The organism is Streptomyces sp. NPDC051286 (genome assembly GCF_044455345.1).
Classification (GTDB): Bacteria; Actinomycetota; Actinomycetes; order Streptomycetales; family Streptomycetaceae; genus Streptomyces.
In genome coordinates this window covers 312,933-333,147 of the sequence record NZ_JBITER010000001.1, presented here as the reverse complement: position 1 = coordinate 333,147, position 20,215 = coordinate 312,933, and the positions used below count along the sequence as shown (strand labels likewise).

General features: G+C 69.2%; 17 protein-coding genes and 1 pseudogene. 9 read left to right on the top strand and 9 right to left on the bottom strand.

Going from position 1 to position 20,215, the window contains the following annotated elements; translation table 11 throughout:
• Positions 1–446 precede the first annotated feature (446 nt).
• The 6 genes and pseudogenes from ACIBB8_RS01515 to ACIBB8_RS01490 all read right to left on the bottom strand — a co-directional run.
• Positions 447–716 (bottom strand): annotated as a pseudogene (locus ACIBB8_RS01515) (carbohydrate-binding module family 20 domain-containing protein); the annotation flags it as partial.
• Between the two features lie 543 nt (positions 717–1,259).
• On the bottom strand, positions 1,260–2,318 hold the full coding sequence (locus ACIBB8_RS01510) for a LacI family DNA-binding transcriptional regulator (protein ID WP_398948359.1): 1,059 nt from the start codon (positions 2,316–2,318) through the stop codon (positions 1,260–1,262).
• Positions 2,303–4,030: a glycoside hydrolase family 13 protein gene (locus ACIBB8_RS01505; RefSeq protein WP_398948358.1), complete on the bottom strand. Its 1,728-nt coding sequence runs from the start codon at positions 4,028–4,030 to the stop codon at positions 2,303–2,305. The genes ACIBB8_RS01510 and ACIBB8_RS01505 overlap by 16 nt, the downstream gene beginning before the upstream one ends.
• Positions 4,031–4,136: 106 nt before the next feature.
• Entirely contained in the window at positions 4,137–5,021 is an 885-nt protein-coding gene (locus ACIBB8_RS01500) for a sugar ABC transporter permease (protein WP_398948357.1), read from the bottom strand.
• On the bottom strand, positions 5,018–6,034 hold the full coding sequence (locus ACIBB8_RS01495) for a carbohydrate ABC transporter permease (RefSeq protein ID WP_398948356.1): 1,017 nt from the start codon (positions 6,032–6,034) through the stop codon (positions 5,018–5,020). The genes ACIBB8_RS01500 and ACIBB8_RS01495 overlap by 4 nt, the downstream gene beginning before the upstream one ends.
• 21 nt (positions 6,035–6,055) lie before the next feature.
• Positions 6,056–7,330 (bottom strand): extracellular solute-binding protein, encoded by a 1,275-nt coding sequence (locus ACIBB8_RS01490; RefSeq protein ID WP_398948355.1) that lies wholly within the window; start codon positions 7,328–7,330, stop codon positions 6,056–6,058.
• A gap of 404 nt (positions 7,331–7,734) precedes the next feature.
• On the opposite strand from ACIBB8_RS01490, the gene ACIBB8_RS01485 reads away from it, so the two are divergent.
• Positions 7,735–8,802 (top strand): LacI family DNA-binding transcriptional regulator, encoded by a 1,068-nt coding sequence (locus tag ACIBB8_RS01485; RefSeq protein WP_398948354.1) that lies wholly within the window; start codon positions 7,735–7,737, stop codon positions 8,800–8,802.
• 121 nt (positions 8,803–8,923) lie between these two features.
• Positions 8,924–9,823 (top strand): phosphatase PAP2 family protein, encoded by a 900-nt coding sequence (locus ACIBB8_RS01480; RefSeq protein WP_398948353.1) that lies wholly within the window; start codon positions 8,924–8,926, stop codon positions 9,821–9,823.
• Between the two features lie 204 nt (positions 9,824–10,027).
• Here the strand turns inward: ACIBB8_RS01480 and ACIBB8_RS01475 are convergent, their stop codons facing one another.
• A complete protein-coding gene (locus ACIBB8_RS01475; RefSeq protein WP_398948352.1) occupies positions 10,028–13,018 on the bottom strand; it encodes a bifunctional [glutamine synthetase] adenylyltransferase/[glutamine synthetase]-adenylyl-L-tyrosine phosphorylase in 2,991 nt (996 codons plus the stop codon).
• Positions 13,019–13,156: 138 nt separating this feature from the next.
• Between ACIBB8_RS01475 and ACIBB8_RS01470 the strand changes: the two genes are divergently transcribed.
• Positions 13,157–13,672: a pyridoxamine 5'-phosphate oxidase family protein gene (locus tag ACIBB8_RS01470; protein WP_398948350.1), complete on the top strand. Its 516-nt coding sequence runs from the start codon at positions 13,157–13,159 to the stop codon at positions 13,670–13,672.
• Between the two features lie 78 nt (positions 13,673–13,750).
• Positions 13,751–14,122, top strand: coding sequence for a DUF6191 domain-containing protein (locus ACIBB8_RS01465; RefSeq protein ID WP_398948349.1), 372 nt, complete (start codon positions 13,751–13,753; stop codon positions 14,120–14,122).
• 30 nt (positions 14,123–14,152) lie between these two features.
• On the opposite strand, the gene ACIBB8_RS01460 is transcribed toward ACIBB8_RS01465, so the two are convergent.
• Entirely contained in the window at positions 14,153–14,962 is an 810-nt protein-coding gene (locus tag ACIBB8_RS01460; protein WP_398948348.1) for a putative protein N(5)-glutamine methyltransferase, read from the bottom strand.
• 327 nt (positions 14,963–15,289) lie between these two features.
• Between ACIBB8_RS01460 and ACIBB8_RS01455 the strand changes: the two genes are divergently transcribed.
• Positions 15,290–15,811 carry a hypothetical protein gene (locus ACIBB8_RS01455; protein WP_398948347.1) on the top strand — a complete coding sequence of 174 codons (522 nt, stop codon included), beginning with the start codon at positions 15,290–15,292 and terminating at the stop codon, positions 15,809–15,811.
• Positions 15,812–16,077: 266 nt separating this feature from the next.
• Here the strand turns inward: ACIBB8_RS01455 and glnA are convergent, their stop codons facing one another.
• Positions 16,078–17,439 (bottom strand): type I glutamate--ammonia ligase, encoded by a 1,362-nt coding sequence (gene glnA / locus ACIBB8_RS01450; RefSeq protein WP_358858499.1) that lies wholly within the window; start codon positions 17,437–17,439, stop codon positions 16,078–16,080.
• 274 nt (positions 17,440–17,713) lie between these two features.
• Between glnA and ACIBB8_RS01445 the strand changes: the two genes are divergently transcribed.
• The 4 genes from ACIBB8_RS01445 (at position 17,714) to ACIBB8_RS01430 (ending at position 20,198) form a co-directional block, all read left to right on the top strand.
• Positions 17,714–18,391 (top strand): DUF3105 domain-containing protein, encoded by a 678-nt coding sequence (locus tag ACIBB8_RS01445; protein ID WP_398948345.1) that lies wholly within the window; start codon positions 17,714–17,716, stop codon positions 18,389–18,391.
• On the top strand, positions 18,388–19,113 hold the full coding sequence (locus ACIBB8_RS01440; RefSeq protein ID WP_398948344.1) for a DUF305 domain-containing protein: 726 nt from the start codon (positions 18,388–18,390) through the stop codon (positions 19,111–19,113). The genes ACIBB8_RS01445 and ACIBB8_RS01440 overlap by 4 nt, the downstream gene beginning before the upstream one ends.
• A 135-nt stretch (positions 19,114–19,248) precedes the next feature.
• A complete protein-coding gene (locus ACIBB8_RS01435; RefSeq protein ID WP_398948343.1) occupies positions 19,249–19,674 on the top strand; it encodes a CBS domain-containing protein in 426 nt (141 codons plus the stop codon).
• Positions 19,675–19,772: 98 nt separating this feature from the next.
• The gene (locus tag ACIBB8_RS01430; RefSeq protein ID WP_398948342.1) at positions 19,773–20,198 is read left to right on the top strand and encodes a hypothetical protein; all 426 of its coding nucleotides are present in this window, start codon (positions 19,773–19,775) and stop codon (positions 20,196–20,198) included.
• Positions 20,199–20,215: the final 17 nt, after the last annotated feature.

Here is a 20,215-nt window from a genome sequence, read left to right as displayed (position 1 = left end):
CCCAATTGCGGGATAGGGCGCCCCGCGGGTGGGTGGTCGGGTACAGGGGTCTTGTCTCCTTGGGTGTCGGGTTTACCCTGGGGTGGCCGTATTTGTTGGGGGGGCGGGGGGGGGGGGGTCCACCAGGGCGTCTCCTCGGACGCCGCAGACTCCCCGACACCGCGGGGGAACCGTGCACTTACTGCGTCGTCCTGCGGGGATCGCCCTGGTGCACCCCCGCCCCGGGGCGCCCGCAGGCCTGCGTGCGGGGCGGCCACGTCCTGTCAGCCGACGCTCCGGGAGGGGACGTATCGGGGCGATCCCCGCAGGGTGACGCAGTAAGAGGACGGTTCGCCACGGTGTCGGGGAGTCTGCTGCACCCGAGGAGACGCCCCGATGCGGCACCGACCCCGGTTCAGCCACCGGACTGGGACGACATGGTCGGCTGCCCCGGTCCGGGGAGGACCTCAGCTTCGCCAGACGTCGCTCGTCAGCGACACCTTGCCGGTCGACGGCACCGCCGCCGTGCGGTTGGCGCCGCTCTCCCAGGTGACGGCGCCGCTCGCGTCCTTGCGGATGTACTTGTACTCGAAAGACGTCCCGGCAGGCATGCCCACATCGAGCTTCCAGACCGGGTACGTCGCCGGGTCCAGCTTGAGCGCGCTGTCGGTGTTCCAGTTGCCGAGCGCGGACTGGTTGCCGACGACGTAGATGTTCTGGCCGAGCGACGCCTGGGCCGTCGCGGTGGGGGCCACGAGAGCGGCACCTGCTATCAGGGCGAGCGCTGCAGACAGGTGTCTGCGTGCCATGTCTTTCCTCCTGCTGTGGGGGAAATGCGGGTGACGGTGCAGCCTCACATGGCAACGCGCCCTGCCCTCAAGGCTCCTGAAGGTTCTTGCTGCAAGAATGCAAACCTTGCCGCGGGGAGACCGTACGAGTCCGTCAGGTTCTGGTCAACCCTTGGGACACCGCCCGCTCACATCGGCGAAATGCTGCAGCTTTCTTTCTGCAAGGTCTTACGCAAAACATTGCAGCCCTGTTACGTTTCTCCCGACTCCGGTCCGGCCGGTCGGTGGTTCCGGTAACCCGGGCCCCACGCGCCCGGCCGGCCGGGCCGGTCACGGACAAGAGAGGCACCCGGAGTCGCTCACTCCCCGCCGGCCCATTCAGGGCCGACTCCCGGTGCCTCTCCTGTACGTCGGCCTGTCCTCGTACCCAGAGACGACGAGGTCCTGGACCCCCCTCCGGATCCAGGACCTCTGCGCGTGCCGGACGCGCCGTCAGGCGGCGCGGACCGCCGCGGTGGACCCCCGTACCACCAGCTCCGGCTGGAATACGTACTCCGTACGCTGCACAGGACTGCCGCCGATTTCCTCCAGCAGCGCCCCGACCGCGGCCGCCGCCATGGCCTGCACCGGCTGCCGCACCGTCGTCAGCGGCGGGTCGGTGAACGCGATCAGCTGTGAGTCGTCGAAGCCCACCACCGACACGTCGCGCGGCACGTCGAGTCCGCGGCCCCGAGCCGCGCGCACCACGCCGAGCGCCATCTGGTCGCTGCCGCAGACGATGCCCGTGCACCCCTGGTCGAGCAACGCACCAGCCGCGACCTGGCCGCCCTCGACGCCGAACAGTGCGGAGCAGACCAGGAGTTCGGCCTCGGTCCGGCCCAGACCGAGGAGGTTCACAGCGGCGTCGAGGAAACTCTCGCGTTTACGGCGGGACGGCACGTAACGCTGCGGTCCGATGGCCAGGCCGACCCTGCGGTGGCCGAGTTCGGCGAGGTGGCCGACGGCCATCCGTACGGCGGCGGAGTCGTCGGGCGAGACGAACGGGGCGTTGATCCGTTCGTTGTAGCCGTTGATCAGGACGAAGGGCACACCGCGCTCGGTGAGTGCGGCGTACCGGACGGGGTCGGCCGACAGGTCGGCGTGCAGCCCGGACAGGAAGACGATCCCGCCGACACCCCGTTCGACGAGCTGCTCGACGAGTTCGTCCTCGGTGGCGCCGCCGGGTGTCTGGGTGCAGAGCACCGGGGTGTAGCCGTGCCCGGCCAGGGCCTGTTCAACGGCCTGCGCGAACGCCGGGAAGATCGGGTTGGTGAGTTCGGGCGTCACCAGCCCGATCAGCCCGGCGCTGCGCTGCCGCAGCCGTACCGGGCGCTCGTAGCCCAGGACGTCCAGCGCCGCGAGCACCCGCTGACGCGTGGTGTCCGCGACGCCCGGCTTCCCATTGAGCACCCGGCTGACGGTCGCCTCGCTGACCGCTGCCTGGCCGGCGATGTCCGAGAGCCTCGGCGCACCACCGGTCCTGGGCAGGGGAACCGTCACACCGTCCACCACACAGTGGTGTCCGCGGGCAGCTCGATCTCGGCGCCGTCGGTGACGACCGGGGTGCTGGACAGCAGGACGGTGCCACGTACGGGGATGCGCACCGGACGGCTCGTCGTGTTGACGGTACAGACGAAGCCGGGGCGGGCGAAGATCAGCAGCCCCTCGGGGGCCTGGAGCCACCCCACCGCGGTCCCGGCACCGAGCCCCGGGTGCACCCGGCGGGCGGCGATCGCGGCCCGGTACAGCTCCAGCGTGGAGTTCGCGTCGCCGGTCTGCGCCTCGACGCTCAGCGCGCCCCAGCTGTCGGGCTGCGGCAGCCAGCTGCCGCCGCTGCCGAAGCCGTACGAGGAGCCGGTCCGCGTCCACGGGATCGGCACCCGGCAGCCGTCGCGGAAGCCGTCCTGGCCCTCGGCGCGGAAGAACGACGGGTCCTGGCGGACCTCGTCGGGCAGGTCGGTGACGTCGGGCAGACCGAGCTCCTCGCCCTGGTAGACGTACGCGGAACCGGGCAGCGCCAGCATCAGCAGGGTGGCGGCGCGGGCCCGGCGCAGGCCGAGCTCGCGGTCGCCGGCGGTGCGGATCTGGGTGCCGAGGCCGGGCGGGTTGGCGAACCGGGTGGCGTGCCGCGTGACGTCGTGGTTGGAGAGCACCCAGGTGGCGGGGGCGCCGACCGGGCGCATCGCGTCCAGCGATGTGTCGATGACCTTGCGGAGCTCGGCGGCGTCCCAGGCGGTGGAGAGGTACTGGAAGTTGAACGCCTGGTGCATCTCGTCGTGGCGCACGTAGTTGGCGGTGCGCTCGACGGTGGGGGTCCATGCCTCGGCGACGAGGATCCGCCCGCCCGTCTCCCACCACCGCCCTTCTGACGAAGGCCCTTCGGGCCCCGTTTTTACGGAGTACTCGTCGAGGATGGTGCGCCAGGAGCGGTAGATCTCGTGCACCCCGTCCTGGTCGAAGAACGGCATGACGTCGTTGCCGAGCAGCTTGAGCTGGTCGTGGGTGCCGAGGTCGGGCAGGCCCTCGGCCTTGACGAGGCCGTGGGCGACGTCGACGCGGAAGCCGTCCACGCCCATGTCGAGCCAGAACCGCAGGATGGAGCGGAACTCGTCGGCGACGGCCGGGTGTTCCCAGTTGAAGTCGGGCTGCTCGGGCGCGAAAAGGTGGAGGTACCAGTCGCCCGGGGTGCCGTCCGGGTCGGTGGTCCGGGTCCAGGCGGGGCCGCCGAAGATGGACTCCCAGTCGTTGGGCGGGAGTTCACCGTCCGCGCCCTTGCCGGGGCGGAAGTGGTAGCGCTCGCGCAGTGCGGAACCGGGGCCCTCGGCAAGGGCGCGCTTGAACCACTCGTGCTGGTCGGAGGAGTGATTGGGCACCAGGTCGACGATGATCCGCAGGCCCAGTTCGTGGGCGTCCCGGATCAGCCCGTCGGCATCCAGCAGCGTGCCGAACATCGGGTCGATGGCACGGTAGTCGGAGACGTCGTATCCCGCATCCGCCTGCGGCGACGCGTAGAACGGGCTGAGCCAGACCGCATCGACGCCGAGGTTCTTGAGGTACGGGAGTCTGCCGCGTACGCCTGCGAGATCGCCCATGCCGTCGCCGTTGCCGTCGGCGAAGCTCCGTGGATAGACCTGGTAGATCACCGCGTCCTGCCACCAGCCGGTCTGGTGGGCCGGAGCGTCGCCGGACGTGCCGGTGGAGGGGGCAGCGAGGTGCTGGGTCATGTCGTCCCTGAGGTGTCGGGGTGGGGAGCGGCGCCGGGACCGGGTCGGGGATCCGGCGCCGCCGTGACTTGGTGCGTGCGGTCGTACGGTCGTGCTGCTGCGTACGTCAGCCCTTGACGGCTCCGGCGGACATGCCGGTCACCAGGTGGCGCTGGGCGAAGAGGAAGACCAGGGCCGCGGGTATCGCGATGAGCACGGACGCGGCGGTCATCGGCCCCCACTGGGCTCCGTACTGGTTGACGAACTTCTGCAGTCCGCCGGCGAGCGTGAGGTTCTCGTCGCCGACCATGAAGGCGGAGGCGTACGCCACCTCGCCCCAGGCGGTGATGAAGGAGTAGAACGCGGTGACGGCGAGGCCGGGCTTGGCGAGCGGCAGGATCAGCCGCCAGAACGTGCCGAACGGGGTGAGTCCGTCGACCTGCCCCGACTCGTCGATCTCGCGCGGGATGGTGTCGAAGAAGCCCTTCATCATCCAGGCACAGAACGGCACCGCGATGGTGAGGTACGTGATGACGAGGCCGACAGGCTGGTTGAGTAGTCCCAGGCCCGACATGATGTTGTAGATCGGCACGATGAGGACGGCGACCGGGAACATCTGGGTGATCAGCAGCGTCCACATCAGCCCGCGCTTGCCGGGGAACCGGAAGCGGCTGACGGCGTAGCCGGTGGTGGCGGAGACGAAGACGCCGAGGACGGTGGTGAGCCCGGCGATGAGCAGGGAGTTGCCGAACCAGGTCAGGAACTCGGTGTCCTTGATCAGGTTCGTGTAGTTCTCGAACGTGGTCTCTTTGAAGAAGTCCGTCGTCGTCGCGTACGAGGCGGGCTTCAGCGAGGTCAGCAGGACCCACAGCACGGGGAACACGGCGATGACGGACGCCACGATCAGCGTGAGGTGCACTCCGACGGAGGCGAGTGGCGAGCGTTCGCCGCGGAGCCGGACCTTGGCCTTGCGCGCCGAGTGGCGCGCGGTGGGTGCGGGGGCGGTGGTCACCAGTTATCTCCCTGCGTGCGGAGGACTCGCCGGTAGACCGCGGCGAAGAGCATCAGGAGGACGAGGATCAGTACGCCCCAGGTGGAGGACTGCGCGAAGTCGCGCGGGCTGATCTCGAAGGAGAACTTGTACGCCTGGGTGACGAGGATCTGGGTGGCCTCGCCGGGTCCGCCGCGGGTCAGCAGGAAGATCACCGGGAACATGTTGAAGGTCCAGATGGTCGACAGCAGGATCACCGTGGTGGACACCGGCCGCAGCCCGGGCAGCGTGATGTGGCGGAACCGCTGCCAGGCGGTGGCGCCGTCCATCTCGGCGGCCTCGTACTGCTCGCTGGGAATGGACTGCAGACCGCCGAGCAGGGCGACCATCATGAACGGCACGCCGAGCCAGACGTTGACGGCGATGACGGAGAACTTCGCCCAGGTCGGGTCGTTCAGCCACGGGATGCCGTCGATACCGGCACCGGAGAGGATCTTGTTGAGCAGCCCACGGTCCTCGTTGTAGAGGAAGCGCCAGGCGAAGACGGAGACGAATCCGGGAATGGCCCAGGGCAGGATCAGCGCCATCCGGTACGCGGAGCGGCCGGCGATCCTGCGGTTGAGGATGTTGGCGAGGGCCATGCCGAGGCAGAAGGTGATGGCCACGCAGGAGACCGTCCACACCAGGGTCCACCCGAGCGTGCCGAGGAACTGATCGCCCGTGAGCGCCTCGGTGTAGTTGTCCAGCCCTACGAACTTGTACGTGGCGGGCATGTGGTTGACGCCGATGGACCGTTCGACGTTGCGCTCATTGGCATCGGTCAGCGACAGGTAGATCCCCCGGACCAGGGGGTAGCCGATGATCACTCCGATGACGACGACGACCGGGGCGACCATGGTCCAGGCGTACCAGTGGGTCGACAGCGCCCGCCGGAGCCGGCTCGGCGGTGGAGGGTTACCAGTACCGCGGCTGCGGCCGCGGGCGACGTCGTCGCCCGCGGCCTTCGCCACCGACTGGCTGGTGTGGACAGCCATCAGTCGGCCTGCCTTCCTGAGTTACTTCCAGCCCTTGAGGAGCTTGCGGTAGGAGTCACCGGTGGACTTGGCGCCCTTCTCCGGAGTGGTCTGGCCGGTCAGGACCTTGGTGTACTCGGTGACGAGCGGGGCGAAGAGGCTGCCGGTCTCCGGGATCCAGGGACGCTCGACAGCGGTGTCGACGACCGGCTTGAAGAAGGTGACGATCTCGTTGTCGACGACCTCTTCCCTCGTGTAGGCGGAGGTACGGGTCGGCAGGAGGTTCAGCTCCTTGGTGACCTTGGCCTGGGTCTCCGCGGACGTCATGTAGTCGACGAAGGCGTAGGAGGCGTCGAGGTTCTTGGAACCCGCGTAGACGGCCAGGTTGTGACCACCCTGCGGGGCACCCTGCCCGACGGAGCCGGCCGGGACGGGGGCGACGCCCAGGTTGGCCTTGTCCTTGAACTCCTTGCCTGCGTAGGTGTCGGCGACGGCCCACGGACCGTTGATCATCATGGCGACCTTGCCGTCCTTGAAGGACGACTGCATGTTCTCCCAGCCGTCCGTCGCGTCGGTCTTGGCCGCACCGGAGTCGACGAGGTCCTTGACGACCTTCATCGCCTTGACGCCATTGGCGTTGTCGACGGTGACGGACTTGGTGGACGCGTCGACGAGGTCGCCGCCCTCGCCGTACAGGAAGGACAGGAACCAGTACGCGTCGTCGCCGCGCAGGTACATGCCGGTCTTGCCGGTCTTGTCCTTGATCTTCTTGGAGACGGTCTTCAGCTGGGCGATGGTCGTGGGGACCTCGACGCCGGCCTCCTTGAAGATCTTCTTGTTGTAGAAGATGCCCATGGAGTCGATGACCTGCGGCACCGCGTACGTCTTGCCCTGGTACTTGGTGGAGGCCGCGGCCTGCTTCAGGAAGTCGTCCGCCTTCTGCAGGGCGGGGGTGCCGTCCAGCGGGGCGAGGTAGCCGAGGTCCGCGAACTCAGGGGTCCAGGCGACCTCGGAGCGGATCACGTCGGGGGCGCCGGAGCCGGACTGGGCAGCGTTCTTGAACTTGTTCTGCGCCTCACCGAAGGGCACGTTGACGTACTTGACGTCCACCTTCGGGTGCTTCTTCTCGAAGTCCTCGGCGATCTTCTTGAAGACCTTGTCCTCGCTGCCCACGGTGGAGGTGTCCCACCATGTCACGGTCCCGGAGAGCTCGCCCGAGCCCTTGGTGGTGCTGTCGGACTTGTCGTCACTGCCGCAGGCGGTCGCCGCGAGCGCCAGGGCCGCGACCAGGGCGGTGGCCGTTATGCCACGTCGCATCTGTGAACTCCTTCAACTGCCGTACCGCTCCGTCGCGGCGCCGGGTCGACGTGAACGTAACAAGGATGCAAGAAGGCCGAAAGACCTTGCGGAATATTTCTGCAAGCTTCGGCGATCGTTACATTCGCGTGTCCTCAAGGTTGCCGTCAAGCCTCTTGACGCGACCGTCCCACCCCGACAGGAAAAGGCACGGGCGGCGGATTCCGCAGTGCGACGATCCGGCCGCGGGCAGCATGACGCCCACGCAAGTCCTTGCAAGATGTTGCGACAGCCGTGGCCGTGACGACGCTCCGGGACGAGGCCGCTCACCGGCGCGCGGTTGCCGCGCGCGACCGTGCGGGGCCGGTCGCCCGATTCCTGCGCATGGTGGGCAATCCGACATACGCCCGGTACAGTCCACTTCCATGACCGCACGGCTTGCCGATATCGCAAATCAGGCGGGGGTCAGCGAAGCTACGGTCAGCCGTGTACTGAACGGCAAGCCCGGTGTCGCTGCGGCCACCCGCGAATCCGTACTCGCCGCGCTCGACGTCCTCGGCTACGAACGGCCGGTACGGCTGCGCAGGCGCAGCGCGGGGCTGGTCGGGCTGATCACGCCCGAGCTGGAGAACCCCATCTTCCCGGCGCTCGCCCAGGTGATCGGCCAGGCGCTGACCCGGCAGGGCTACACCCCGGTGCTGGCCACACAGACGCCCGGCGGTTCCACCGAGGACGAGCTCACCGAGATGCTCGTCGACCGTGGCGTCTCCGGCATCATCTTCGTCTCGGGGCTGCACGCCGACACCTCGGCCGATATGCAGCGGTACGAGCAACTGCGCGCCCAGGGCGTCCCTTTCGTCCTGGTCAACGGATTCTCACCGAAAGTCCAGGCGCCCTTCATCTCGCCCGACGACCGGGCGGCGATGCGGCTCGCGGTGACGCATCTGGTGTCACTCGGCCATCAGCGGATCGGTCTTGCGGTCGGACCCAAGCGTTTCGTTCCCGTACTCCGGAAGATCGAGGGCTTCCACGCCACCGTGCAGGAGCAGTTGAACCTCACCTCGGACGAGGTGGAGGAACTGATTCAGCACTCTCTGTACACACTGGAGGGCGGCCAGGCGGCCGCCTCCGCACTGATCGAGCGCGGGTGCACGGCGGTGGTGTGCGCGAGCGACATGATGGCGCTCGGAGCGATCCGGGCCGCGCGCAGGCTGTCGATGGAGGTGCCGCGCGACCTGTCGGTGGTCGGCTACGACGATTCACCGCTCATAGCGTTCACCGATCCGCCGCTGACGACGATTCGGCAGCCGGTCACGGCGATGGGGCAGGCCGCGGTCCGCACCCTGCTCGAGGAGATCGGTGGCACACCGGCTCCGCACAGCGAGTTCGTCTTCATGCCGGAACTGGTCGTACGCGGTTCCACTGCCGCGGGCCCCGGCCCGGATCCGTCGTCCGCTTCCGGAATGGGCCCAGGGTCGCACGCCCACCCGTAGGGCGCATCATGTGCAGCCGGAACCCATCAGGAGGATGATCGGGTAGAGGAACGCATCTGGCAGGATCGATGCCTAATCGATGCCTATGGGTGAATTGAGTGTGAAGTCACAGGAAGGCCGAATGGCGGCCCCCCCGTCACCCATCGTGGACGAGGCGGCCCTTGAGGCGAAGCGGAACGACAGACCGGCGAGGCCGCGCTCGCTGCGGTCCCCCCGTAGGCCGCGCATCTGGTTCGAAGTCCTGCTGATCGCGGCCAGTTACTGGCTCTACTCGCTGGTGCGCAACGCAGTCCCGGAACAGAAGGCCGCGGCCCTGGCGAATGCCGACCGGCTCTGGTCGGTGGAGAGGTTCCTGGGCATCGCCGTCGAACAGACGGTCAACCACACGGTGAATTCCGTGACATGGCTGGTCATCACGATGAACTACTACTACGCGACACTGCACTTCATCGTCACCGTCGGCGTGCTGGTGTGGCTGTTCCGTTTCCATCCCGGCCGTTACGCGGCAGCGCGTCTGGCGCTGTTCGCAACGACGGGTGTCGCACTGCTCGGTTACTACCTGTATCCGCTCGCACCGCCCCGTCTGATGAACGGCGGGCACTTCATCGACACCGTGCTGGTGCACCACACCTGGGGTTCGATGGCCTCGGGCAACTTCAAGAACATGTCGAACCAGTACGCGGCGATGCCGTCCATGCACATCGGCTGGTCGCTGTGGTGCGGACTGACCGTCTTCGCGCTGGCGTCTGCGCCCTGGGCGCGGATCCTGAGCCTGCTCTACCCGGCGGTCACCCTGGTCGTGATCGTGTCGACGGCCAACCATTTCTGGCTCGACGCGATGGGCGGGACGGCCTGCCTGACGTTCGGATTCGCGATGTCGTACGCCTGGTACGGAGCGCTGCCGCACCACCTTGCGAAGCGGGTGCAGGTGCCGCGGGGGCGGGCACGCCTGGCAGGGCTGAGCGCGGGGATGCCGATCCGGGCGGGCCACCCCGCGGCGGACGTGGCGGCGCGCCGCTGAGGGTTTCGCCGCGGGCCATCCGTGACTCAGCGGCCGACGCCACGGTGACCGCCGCGCTGGGCACGGAGGACGCATCAAGCCGGTCCGGCGCTTGAGGACGCCGTTCGACCCGTCCGGCGCTTGAGAACGCCCGCCGGCCGGCGCTTGAGGACCGGGGTTCCGGGGCGGAGCCCCGAATGGCCCCGCGCCGCAGCGTAAACCCCCTCACGCCCCGTAGAACCGCTCCTCCACCACGGCGCGCGCCCGCCGCGTGATCCGCCGGTAGTCGTCCAGCATGTCCCCCACGTGCCCCGGCTCGTACCCCAGGTACCGCCCCACCGCCGTCAGCTCCCGCGGCCCCGAAGGGAACGTGTCCCCCGGGCGTCCGCGCACCAGCATCACCGCGTTGCGGACCCGGGTCGCCAGGACCCATGCCTCGTCCAGCGTCTGTGCGTCCTCGACGGAGATCAGTTCCGCCGCGCACGCCGCGGCCAGCGCCTCGCGGGTGCGGGTCGTGCGCAGCCCCGGTTCCACCCAGCCGTGCTGCATCTGCAGCAGCTGGACCGTCCACTCGACGTCGCTCAGCCCGCCCCTCCCCAGCTTCGTGTGGAGCGTCGGGTCGGCGCCGCGCGGCATCCGTTCGGACTCCATCCGGGCCTTGAGGCGGCGGATCTCGCGGACCGCGTCTTCCCCCAGCCCCTCCATCGGGTAGCGCAGGGGATCGATCAGCTCGATGAAGTCGCGGCCGAGCTCCGCGTCACCCGCCATGGGTTCGGCGCGCAGCAGGGCCTGGCTCTCCCAGATCAGCGACCAGCGCCGGTAGTACGCCTCGTACGACTTCAATGTGCGCACCAGCGGTCCGCTCTTGCCCTCCGGCCGCAGATCCGCGTCGATGAGCAGGGGCGGGTCGGCGGTGGGCAGCTGCAGCAGTCTGCGCATTTCGGCGACGACGGTGTTGGCGGCCCGGGTCGCCTCCTGCTCGTCGACGCCCTCCCTCGGTGTGTGCACGAACAGGACGTCGGCGTCGGAGCCGTAACCGAGTTCATGACCACCGAAGCGGCCCATGCCGATGACGGCGAACCGGGTGGGAAGGGTGTCGCCCCACTGTCCGCGCACGGCGGCGCGCAGCGCGCCCGCGATGGTGACCGCGTTCAGGTCCGTGACCGCGTTACCGACCCGGTCGACGAGTGCGCCGTGGTCGAGTTCCGCGGGGTTCTCCTCCGTGCCGTACGAGCCGATGAGGTCCGCCGCCGCCGTACGGAACAGTTCGCGCCGTCGCACACCGCGGACCACCGCGACCGCCGACTCGGCGTCCTCGGCCCGCCCCACCGCGGCCAGCACCTCCTGCTCCAGGTGATTCCGGCTGCGCGGCTTCAGCCCCTGCGGGTCGCCGAGGATCGCCACCGCCTCGGGCGCCCGCAGCAGCAGGTCGGGGGCGAGCCGGCCGGCCGACAGGACCCGGGCGAGGTTCTCCGCCGCCGCGCCCTCGTCGCGCAGCAGCCGCAGGTACCAAGGGGTCTTGCCGAGCGCGTCGGACACCTTGCGGAAGCCGAGGAGCCCGGCGTCCGGGTCGGCGGAGTCCGCGAACCAGCCGAGCAGCACCGGCAGCAGGGTCCGCTGGATCGCCGCCTTGCGGGACACCCCGGACGACAGCGCCTCCAGGTGCCGGAGCGCGGCGGCCGGATCGGCGTATCCGAGGGCTTCGAGCCGGACCCCGGCGGCCTTCGCGCTGAGCCGGGTCTCGCCGGGTGCCAGCTGGGCGACGGCGTCCAGCAGCGGCCGGTAGAACAGTTTCTCGTGCAGCCGCCGCACCACGGACGTGTGCCGCTTCCACGCCTGGTTGATCTCGGCGATGGGGTCCGTACGCATCCCGAGGGAGCGCCCGAGCCGCCGCAGGTCCGACTCGCCCTCGGGCACGAGGTGGGTGCGGCGCAGCCGGTAGAGCTGGATGCGGTGCTCCAAGGCGCGCAGGAAGCGGTACGCGTCGTCGAACTGCGCGGCGTCCACCCGGCCGACGTAACCGCCCCCGGCGAGCGCCCGCAGGGCGTCCAGGGTCGAGCCGCTGTGCAGGGACGCGTCGCTGCGGCCGTGCACGAGCTGCAGCAGCTGTACGGCGAACTCGACGTCCCGCAGTCCGCCGGGCCCGAGCTTGATCTCGCGGTCGACGCGGTCCGCGGGGATGTTGTCGACGACGCGGCGGCGCATCTTCTGTACGTCGCCGACGAAATTCTCCCGGTCAGCTGCCTGCCAGACCATCGGCGAGACGGCTTCGACGTACTCCGCACCCAGTTCGGGGTCTCCGGCCACCGGCCGGGCCTTGAGCAGTGCCTGGAACTCCCAGGTCTTGGCCCAGCGCTGGTAGTACGCGACATGTGAGGAGAGCGTCCGTACCAGCGGTCCGTTGCGGCCCTCGGGCCGGAGGTTGGCGTCGACCGGCCAGATGGTGCCCTCGACGGTCGTCTCGGAGCAGATCCGCATCATGTGCGCGGCCAGCCGGGTGGCGGCCTGGACGGCCTTGCCCTCCCCCGAGCTGTCGACCGGTTCCGCCACGAAGATGACGTCGACGTCGGAGACGTAGTTCAGTTCGTGCCCGCCGCACTTGCCCATCGCGATGACCGCCAGCCGGCACAGCGCGGCGTCGGCGGGTGCGGCCGTCCGGGCGATGGCGAGCGCGGCCCGCAGGGTCGCGGTCGCCAGGTCGGCGAGTTCGGCGGCGGTCTCGGCGACGTCCGTCGTACCGCACACATCCCGGGCCGCTATGGCCAGCAGGCACCGGCGGTAGGCGATGCGCAGCGTGTCCGGGTCGCGAGCGTCCCCGAGCTCGTGCTCGAATTCGGCGACCCCGGGGTGCAGGTCCGTCGCCTCGTACATGACGAGCGCCTGCCAGTGGCGGGGGTGCCGGGCCAGATGGTCGCCGAGCGCCTCGGACGCCCCGAGCACCCCGAGCAGCCGGTCCCGCAGCGGCTTGGCGGAGACGAGCGTGTCGAGCAGCATCTGCCGCTCGTCGGCGTCCTCCGCCTCCACCAGCCGGACAAGTCCGCGCAGCGCCAGATCGGGGTCGGCGGTCGCCCCGAGCGCGTCGAGCAGCACCGGATCGGTGCGTACGGACGCCAGGGCGGGCAGGTCGAGCAGCCGCTCGGCGGCGGCGGGGTCGGTGAAACCGTGCCGCAGCAGTCGGGTGAACGTACTGCTTCTGCGCCCCGGCACCGTCGTCATTCCGTGCTCTCCTGCTCGCCGCCCGTTCCCGTCCCAGCATTCCGAGCCTAGCCCGGTGCCGATGAATTCGTAGCGGCTGCGCCGTCTGTACTCTGCAGGCACGATCGCCTGCAGGACCTGTATCAGGAGGGCGCGCCCATGTCCGGACCCGAACCCGTCGCCGAGCTGCATCACGAGTACAGCGACAAGAGAGCCACCGCCCGCCCGTGGTCGGAAGCCGTGGGTGTGCTGACGCAGGCAGAGGTGTTCTGGCTGTCCACGGTCCGCCCGGACGGCCGCCCGCACGTCACTCCGCTGATCGGGCTATGGACGGACGGCACGCTGCACTTCTGCACGGGCCCGACGGAGCGCAAGGCGCGGAACCTGGCGGAGAACCCGGAGGTCGTGCTGACGACCGGCACCAACACCCTGTCCCAGGGCTTCGACGTGGTGGTCGAGGGCCGGGCGGTCCCGGTGACGGACGAGACCCGGCTGACCCGGCTGGCGGAGCTCTGGGAGGAGAAGTACGGCGCGGACTGGCACTTCGAGGTCCACGCGGGCGCGTTCGCGAACGGTGCGGGCGGACGCGCCGACGTGTTCGGCGTGACCCCGCGCAAGGCATTCGGCTTCGGCAAGGGAGAGCCGTACAGCCAGACGCGCTGGCTCTTCGGCTGAGCGCTGAGAGCTGAGCGCTGACCCCTGGCGCAGGCCCGCGCAGCGGAACCGCGCGGGCCGCCAGGGCGTTGGCGGGGCATGGTGATGATGTCGAGCCTGCTGTTCATGGCCGTACTGGTCATGGTGCCGTTCCTGTTGGCATCGGCCCGTCATGTGGTCGTACGCACCGGCCGCCCCGACTGGTTACGCCGCGTCCTCGCGGCCCGCACCCCTCGTCACGGGCTGGGCGTGGGGGCCTCGGTCGCCGACGAACTGCACGCGTTCCTGAATTCGGCCAAGCGGGTGCAGATCGAGCACCGGGTGGAGGAGCAGGTCCTCAAGGACGACGCCCTGGACGGCGCACCGCCCCGGATGGGGGTGGATCTGGACGCGGGGACGGCCGTGTTCCACGCCGGTCCCGTACCACCGCCGTCCCCGGACAAGCGCGCCGACGGATCACCCGGCGCCTGAGCGAGAGCGGCTCAGGCGCCCCGGGACCGGTTACCTGCCGTTCCCGGCAACGGGCTTCGTACCGATGACGACGGTCGCGTACAGCTCGTCGGAGGTGACCACCCGCGCGATCAGCCCGCTCCGGGCGACGGTCTCCTCGGCCCGCGCCGCCTGCCGTTCACTCGTCTCGACCAGCAGATGCCCGCCCGGCGCCAGCCACCGAGGCGCTTCGGCAGTCACTCTGCGCAGCACGTCGAGCCCGTCGCCCCCACCGTCGAGCGCCACCCTCGGTTCATGGACCCGGGCCTCCGCGGGCAGCAGTTCGACGTCCTCACTGGGTACGTACGGCACATTGGCGAGCAGAATCCCGACGCGACCGCGCAGCGAGGCGGGCAGCGGTTCGAAGAGGTCGCCCTCGTACACCTCCCCCACGCCGGCGACATTGCGGCGCGCGCATCGCACCGCGGCGGGTTCGACATCGCTGGAGTGCAGCTCGACCAGGTCCAGGGCGGCGGCGAGCGCGGCGCCCAGCGCACCGGAACCGCAGCACAGATCAACGACGACGGGTCCGTCCGAGGGACGGACGAGACCGACGGCCTGGTCGACAAGGAATTCGGTACGGCGCCGGGGGACGAAGACACCGGGGTCCACGCTGATCCGCAGACCGCGGAACTCGGCCCAGCCGAGGACGTGTTCGAGGGGGAGCCCGGCGGTCCGCCGGTCGACCATGGCCGCGAGTTCGGCCGGGTCCACGGCTGTGGAGAGGATCAACTCCGCCTCGTCCTCGGCGAATACACAGCCGGCGGCGCGAAGTCTGGTGACGATGACGGAGTAAGGAAGCGGTGTCGAGGAAAGCGACATGGAGCGGAGCCTTTCGGAATGCCGATGGGTGCTCCGCGGTCCGCCTATACCGGTCCGACCACGCAATCGTGAGAGATGAGCACCCAGCCTGATACAGCGGTAATGGGTCTCACCTCCTCGGTCTGTCCCCGTGCTGGGGTCGGCAACACTACCCGAATCGAGTCCCGGTGCCTGCCACGGGCCGGACCGGGCGGTACGCGTTGGACGGGCGGTCACGAGCAGCGGCCACCCCTGACTGTTGGTCGTGCCGGCGCGCATCCGCTCCGGGCCGCAGCGAGCCGCAACAGTGCAATGGCACGATCCGACCACTCTTGCGATCCTGGACAGGTGGCACACCGCACCTCTCCGGATGAACCGAACGCCCGTCAACCGCCCGATGCGGTCCGGACCGACTACACGGGCGCAATCTACGGTTCGCTCCTGGCCGCATCAGTGGTGGCCGGGGCCAGTGCGCTCGGCCACTATCCGCGCTTTGAGCTCGTGGTGCTTCTGCTGTGTACCGGTGGGGTGTTCTGGGCCGCGCACGTCTACGCCGATTTCGTCGGAGACCGGTTGAGGCACGAGGCCATGACGTGGCGGGAGATCCGCCACGTCTGCGCTCGCGAGTGGCCGATCGTACAGTCGGCCTTTCTGCCGGCCGCCGCTGTCGCGATCAGTCCGTTCCTGGGTCTGGGTCTCGAAGGGGCGGCTTGGCTCGCGCTGGGCGTCGCTGTGGCCCAGCAAGTCACCTGGGCCAGTGCCGCTGTCATCCAGGCCGGCGCCTCTCGCGGTGCGGTGGTGTCTGTCGCTGCCGTCAATCTGGTGCTTGGGCTGATCATCGTGGCCGCCAAGGTCGCGCTCCAGCACTGAGTTCTGGAAAACCGTCGCGACGCGAGTCCCCGTCGGTTCACATCGCATCCGCTCGCGCGTAGTGCAGCTCGTGGCATCCGTGAAGACGATCAGCGGCATCATGCCGCGCCAGTACAGGTCGACCGTCACATCGGCCACGCCCGTGCCCCTCCTGGCAGGCGCTGCCCCGTCGCACTGCCCAGGGCGGGTGAAACGGCTTCGGGCCGACGGTAAGGAACCGTCGGCCCGAAGCCGCGTACGTTCGCTCGGACAGCGCCGGCCTGCGGTTACAGCACCGGCAGCAGTGCCTTCAGCTCGAAGGCCGTGACCTCGGAGCGGTACTCCTCCCACTCCTGCTTCTTGTTGCGGAGGAAGAAGTCGAAGACGTGCTCGCCGAGCGTCTCGGCGACCAGTTCGCTCTTCTCCATCAGCGAGATCGCCTCGCCCAGGTTCTGCGGCAGCGGCTCGATGCCCATCGCGCGGCGCTCGGCGTCGGACAGCGCCCACACGTCGTCATCGGCGCCCGCCGGGAGTTCGTACCCCTCCTGGATGCCCTTGAGGCCCGCAGCGAGCAGCACCGCGTACGTCAGATAGGGGTTGGCGCCGGAGTCGATGGAGCGGACCTCGACGCGGGCCGAACCGGTCTTGCCGGGCTTGTACATCGGGACGCGGATCAGCGCGGAACGGTTGTTGTGGCCCCAGCAGATGTACGAGGGGGCTTCGCCGCCGGCGCCCGCGGCGCGCGAGGAGCCTCCCCAGATGCGCTTGTACGAGTTGACCCACTGGTTCGTCACGGCGGAGATCTCCGCGGCGTGCTTCAGCAGGCCCGCGATGAAGGAGCGGCCGACCTTGGAGAGCTGGTACTCGGCGCCCGACTCGTAGAACGCGTTGCGGTCGCCCTCGAAGAGGGAGAGGTGGGTGTGCATGCCGGAGCCGGGGTGCTCCGAGAACGGCTTCGGCATGAACGTCGCCTGCACGCCCTGCTCCAGCGCCACCTGCTTCATGACAAGACGGAAGGTCATGATGTTGTCGGCGGTCGAGAGCGCGTCCGCATACCGCAGGTCGATCTCCTGCTGGCCGGGGGCGCCCTCGTGGTGGCTGAACTCGACGGAGATGCCCATGGATTCGAGCATGGTGATCGCCTGGCGGCGGAAGTCCATGCCGACGTTCTGCGGGGTGTGGTCGAAGTAGCCGGAGCTGTCGGCGGGGGTCGGGCGGCTGCCGTCGACCGGCTTGTTCTTCAGTAGGAAGAACTCGATCTCCGGGTGGGTGTAGAAGGTGAAACCCAGGTCGGAGGTCTTGGCAAGGATGCGCTTGAGCACATAGCGCGGGTCGGCGAAGGACGGCGAACCGTCGGGCATCAGGATGTCGCAGAACATTCGCGCGGTGCCGGGGGCCTCCGCACGCCAGGGCAGGATCTGGAAGGTACCCGGATCCGGCTTGGCGATCATGTCGGACTCGTACACCCGGGCGAAGCCTTCGATGGCCGAGCCGTCGAAGCCGATTCCCTCGTCAAACGCCTGTTCCAGCTCGGCAGGGGCCACGGCAACGGACTTGAGATACCCGAGCACATCGGTGAACCACAGGCGCACAAAGCGGATGTCTCGCTCCTCAAGTGTCCTGAGGACGAATTCCTGCTGCTTGTCCATAGCCACATCCTTGCAGTTCAGACGGTCTGTGCACCACCGCCCGGGATAGGGGAGAAGCTCCAGTATCACGACCCGGGATTTCACCCAGATTACGCACTCGACGTGACATGGAGCACTCGGCCACCCACTACGATCGGCGGCCATGGTGTGCGGGGCCTCCGAAGGAGAGGCCCCGGGGGCGGAGCGGCGTCGCAGCTGCCCCGTGCGCGCCGGTTTCCCGATCCGTTCCTGTCCCTCCCCGCCCGTTCGCAGAAGGACCGAAGGACCAGACGACATGAGCTTCGACCGCAGGACCCGCATAGAGCAGATGCGCAACACGGACCGTGCACGCGACCGTCGCAACCGTGCCCTCGCCATAGGGCTGAGCGCCCTTGTCGTCGCTGGTCTGGTCACTTTCGGCACTTACGCGCTGCTGGACAGCTCCGAGGCTGCGGACAAGAGGGACGCCGTCGCGGCCGATGAAGCGACGCTGTCCGCGGCAGAGAAGAAGGTGCTGGCCGCCGAGCCGATCGAGGGGCTCAAGACGTGGGACGCGAAGAAGCTGACCCGCAACCACGTCACCAAGACGGTCACGTACCCGATGAAGCCTCCGGTCGGCGGTGACCACAGCCCCGTCTGGATGAATTGCGACGGCGAGGTATACAAGAAGGCGATCCCCGACATGAACGCCGTGCACTCGCTGGAGCACGGGTCGGTGTGGGTGACGTACACGGACAAGGCGTCGGCGGCCGACGTGGCCGAGCTCGCGGCCCTGGTCGGGAGGACGCCGTACTCGCTGATGAGCCCGTACCAGGACCAGGCCGGCACGATCATGCTGAGTGCCTGGGGCAAGCAGGTCACCGTGGACAGCGCCGATGACCCGCGGGTCGGCCGGTTCTTCGCCAAGTTCGTGCAGGGGGAACAGACCCCGGAGCCGGGTGCGGCGTGCACGGGCGGGCTGGGGTCCCCGTGACCGGTACGAAACAGTGGGTGGCCGGTTCCGCCGTCGCCCTCGCACTGCTCCTCGCGGGGGTGGCGACGATCGCCTCGGCGCGGGACGACACGGCGGACGGGAAGCAGCCCGGGGCAGCCGCTGCGGCCGTCCGGGTGCCCGGCCCGGACTCGGCCGACGCAGGGTTCGCCCGCGACATGGCGGTCCACCATCAGCAGGCCGTGGAGATGTCCTTCATCGTCCGTGACCGTACGCAGAACGAGGAGGTACGCCGTTTCGCGTACGACATCGCCAATACCCAGGCCAATCAGCGGGGCATGCTACTCGGCTGGCTGGATCTGTGGGAGCTGCCGAAGGTGGCCGCCGGGCAGGAGCCGATGGGGTGGATGACGACCCACGGTGGACACGGCATGCACGGTGATCACGGCATGGAAGGCATGGGGGACACGGGCAGGTCGGACGGCGCCTTCACCGCGCATGACGGCGCCCTCATGCCCGGCATGGCCACCCGGACCGAACTCGGCCGGCTCAGGAAGGCGAGCGGCAAGCAGGCCGAGATCCTGTTCCTGCAGCTGATGACCGACCACCACAAGGGCGGCGTCGCCATGGCGCGCGGCTGCGCCGGGCTCTGCACGGTGAAGGCGGAGAAGCGACTCGCCCAGGGCATGGTCGAGGCTCAGCAGTCCGAGCTGGACGCGATGGCCCAGATGCTGGCGGCGCGCGGGGCGAAGCCCAGGTCCTGAGGCATTCCGCCGGTCCCCAAGCGGCATGGATGCACCCGAATGGGTGATAGCGGTCGCGCACCCCGAACGGGCCCATGACGATGGGTTCGCTCGGGGTCGGACCGCAGTGCCCATCGGCACCAGGAGGAATTCCTCATGACCACCGCCAAGGACATCATGCACACCGGGGCCCACTGGATCCCCGCGCACGAGACGCTCGACCGCGCCGCCCAGATGATGCGCGAACACAACGTCGGCGCACTGCCGATCTCGGCCAACGGCGAGAAGGACCGGATGGTCGGCATCCTCACGGACCGCGACATCGTGGTCGGCTGTGTGGCGATGGGCCACGATCCGTCGAAGGTCACCGCGGGTGAACTCGCCCAGGGAACGCCGCGCTGGATCGATGCGAACGCAGAGGTGAACGAGGTCCTGGAGGAGATGCAGAGCCACCGGATCCGCCGGCTCCCGGTGGTCGAGAACAAGGTGCTGATCGGCATGATCAGCGAGGCCGACCTCGCCCAGCACCTTTCCGAGGACCAGATCGCCGGCTGGGCGGAGAAGGTCTACGCCCGCGGCTGACCGGCGTTCGGCAGCGCGCCACCGCGGGCCCGGCACCCACGGCAAGGGGGTGCCGGGCCCGCGTGCGAGGTATACCCAGCGGGGGTAGGGTGCCTGGCATGGGCTCGAAACGGAGTGCGACGTACGGACAGCTGTTGCTGTTTGCCGCGCTGCTGTTCGGAATCTTCACCGTGCACACCGTCAGGCATCCGGCGGAACACAGCGGCCATGAGGCCGTGGTGACGACGGACCACGTGCGGAACCAGGGAGCTCAGGGGATACACCCGGCGAGCGCCATGACGGAGCCCTCGGTGGAGCACGCCTCCGTCCCGCCCGTGCCGGTGGGCGACGGAACGGACCCGATGGCGGTCTGTCTCGCCGTGCTGGGCGCCTGGGGTCTCGCCCTGCTCGCCGGCCGGCTGATGGCGCTCCGGACCGCGGAGCATCTCCTCGTGTCCGCCGGAGCGCTGTTGTCGCGTGCGCTGCGGTCCGGCCTCTCGCCCGCGATGACGGCTCCCGGCCGGTTGTCGGCGCTTCGGATATAGGAGCGGGTCACTCCGCA

Coding starts and splice junctions, on each gene's coding strand:
- ACIBB8_RS01505 (WP_398948358.1), bottom strand. CDS start 4,030: ATGACCCAGCACCTCGCTGCCCCCTCCACCGGCACGTCCGGCGACGCT.
- ACIBB8_RS01495 (WP_398948356.1), bottom strand. CDS start 6,034: ATGGCTGTCCACACCAGCCAGTCGGTGGCGAAGGCCGCGGGCGACGAC.
- ACIBB8_RS01490 (WP_398948355.1), bottom strand. CDS start 7,330: ATGCGACGTGGCATAACGGCCACCGCCCTGGTCGCGGCCCTGGCGCTC.
- ACIBB8_RS01485 (WP_398948354.1), top strand. CDS start 7,735: ATGACCGCACGGCTTGCCGATATCGCAAATCAGGCGGGGGTCAGCGAA.
- ACIBB8_RS01480 (WP_398948353.1), top strand. CDS start 8,924: ATGGCGGCCCCCCCGTCACCCATCGTGGACGAGGCGGCCCTTGAGGCG.
- ACIBB8_RS01475 (WP_398948352.1), bottom strand. CDS start 13,018: ATGACGACGGTGCCGGGGCGCAGAAGCAGTACGTTCACCCGACTGCTG.
- ACIBB8_RS01470 (WP_398948350.1), top strand. CDS start 13,157: ATGTCCGGACCCGAACCCGTCGCCGAGCTGCATCACGAGTACAGCGAC.
- ACIBB8_RS01465 (WP_398948349.1), top strand. CDS start 13,751: ATGGTGATGATGTCGAGCCTGCTGTTCATGGCCGTACTGGTCATGGTG.
- ACIBB8_RS01460 (WP_398948348.1), bottom strand. CDS start 14,962: ATGTCGCTTTCCTCGACACCGCTTCCTTACTCCGTCATCGTCACCAGA.
- glnA (WP_358858499.1), bottom strand. CDS start 17,439: ATGGACAAGCAGCAGGAATTCGTCCTCAGGACACTTGAGGAGCGAGAC.
- ACIBB8_RS01445 (WP_398948345.1), top strand. CDS start 17,714: ATGAGCTTCGACCGCAGGACCCGCATAGAGCAGATGCGCAACACGGAC.
- ACIBB8_RS01435 (WP_398948343.1), top strand. CDS start 19,249: ATGACCACCGCCAAGGACATCATGCACACCGGGGCCCACTGGATCCCC.
- ACIBB8_RS01430 (WP_398948342.1), top strand. CDS start 19,773: ATGGGCTCGAAACGGAGTGCGACGTACGGACAGCTGTTGCTGTTTGCC.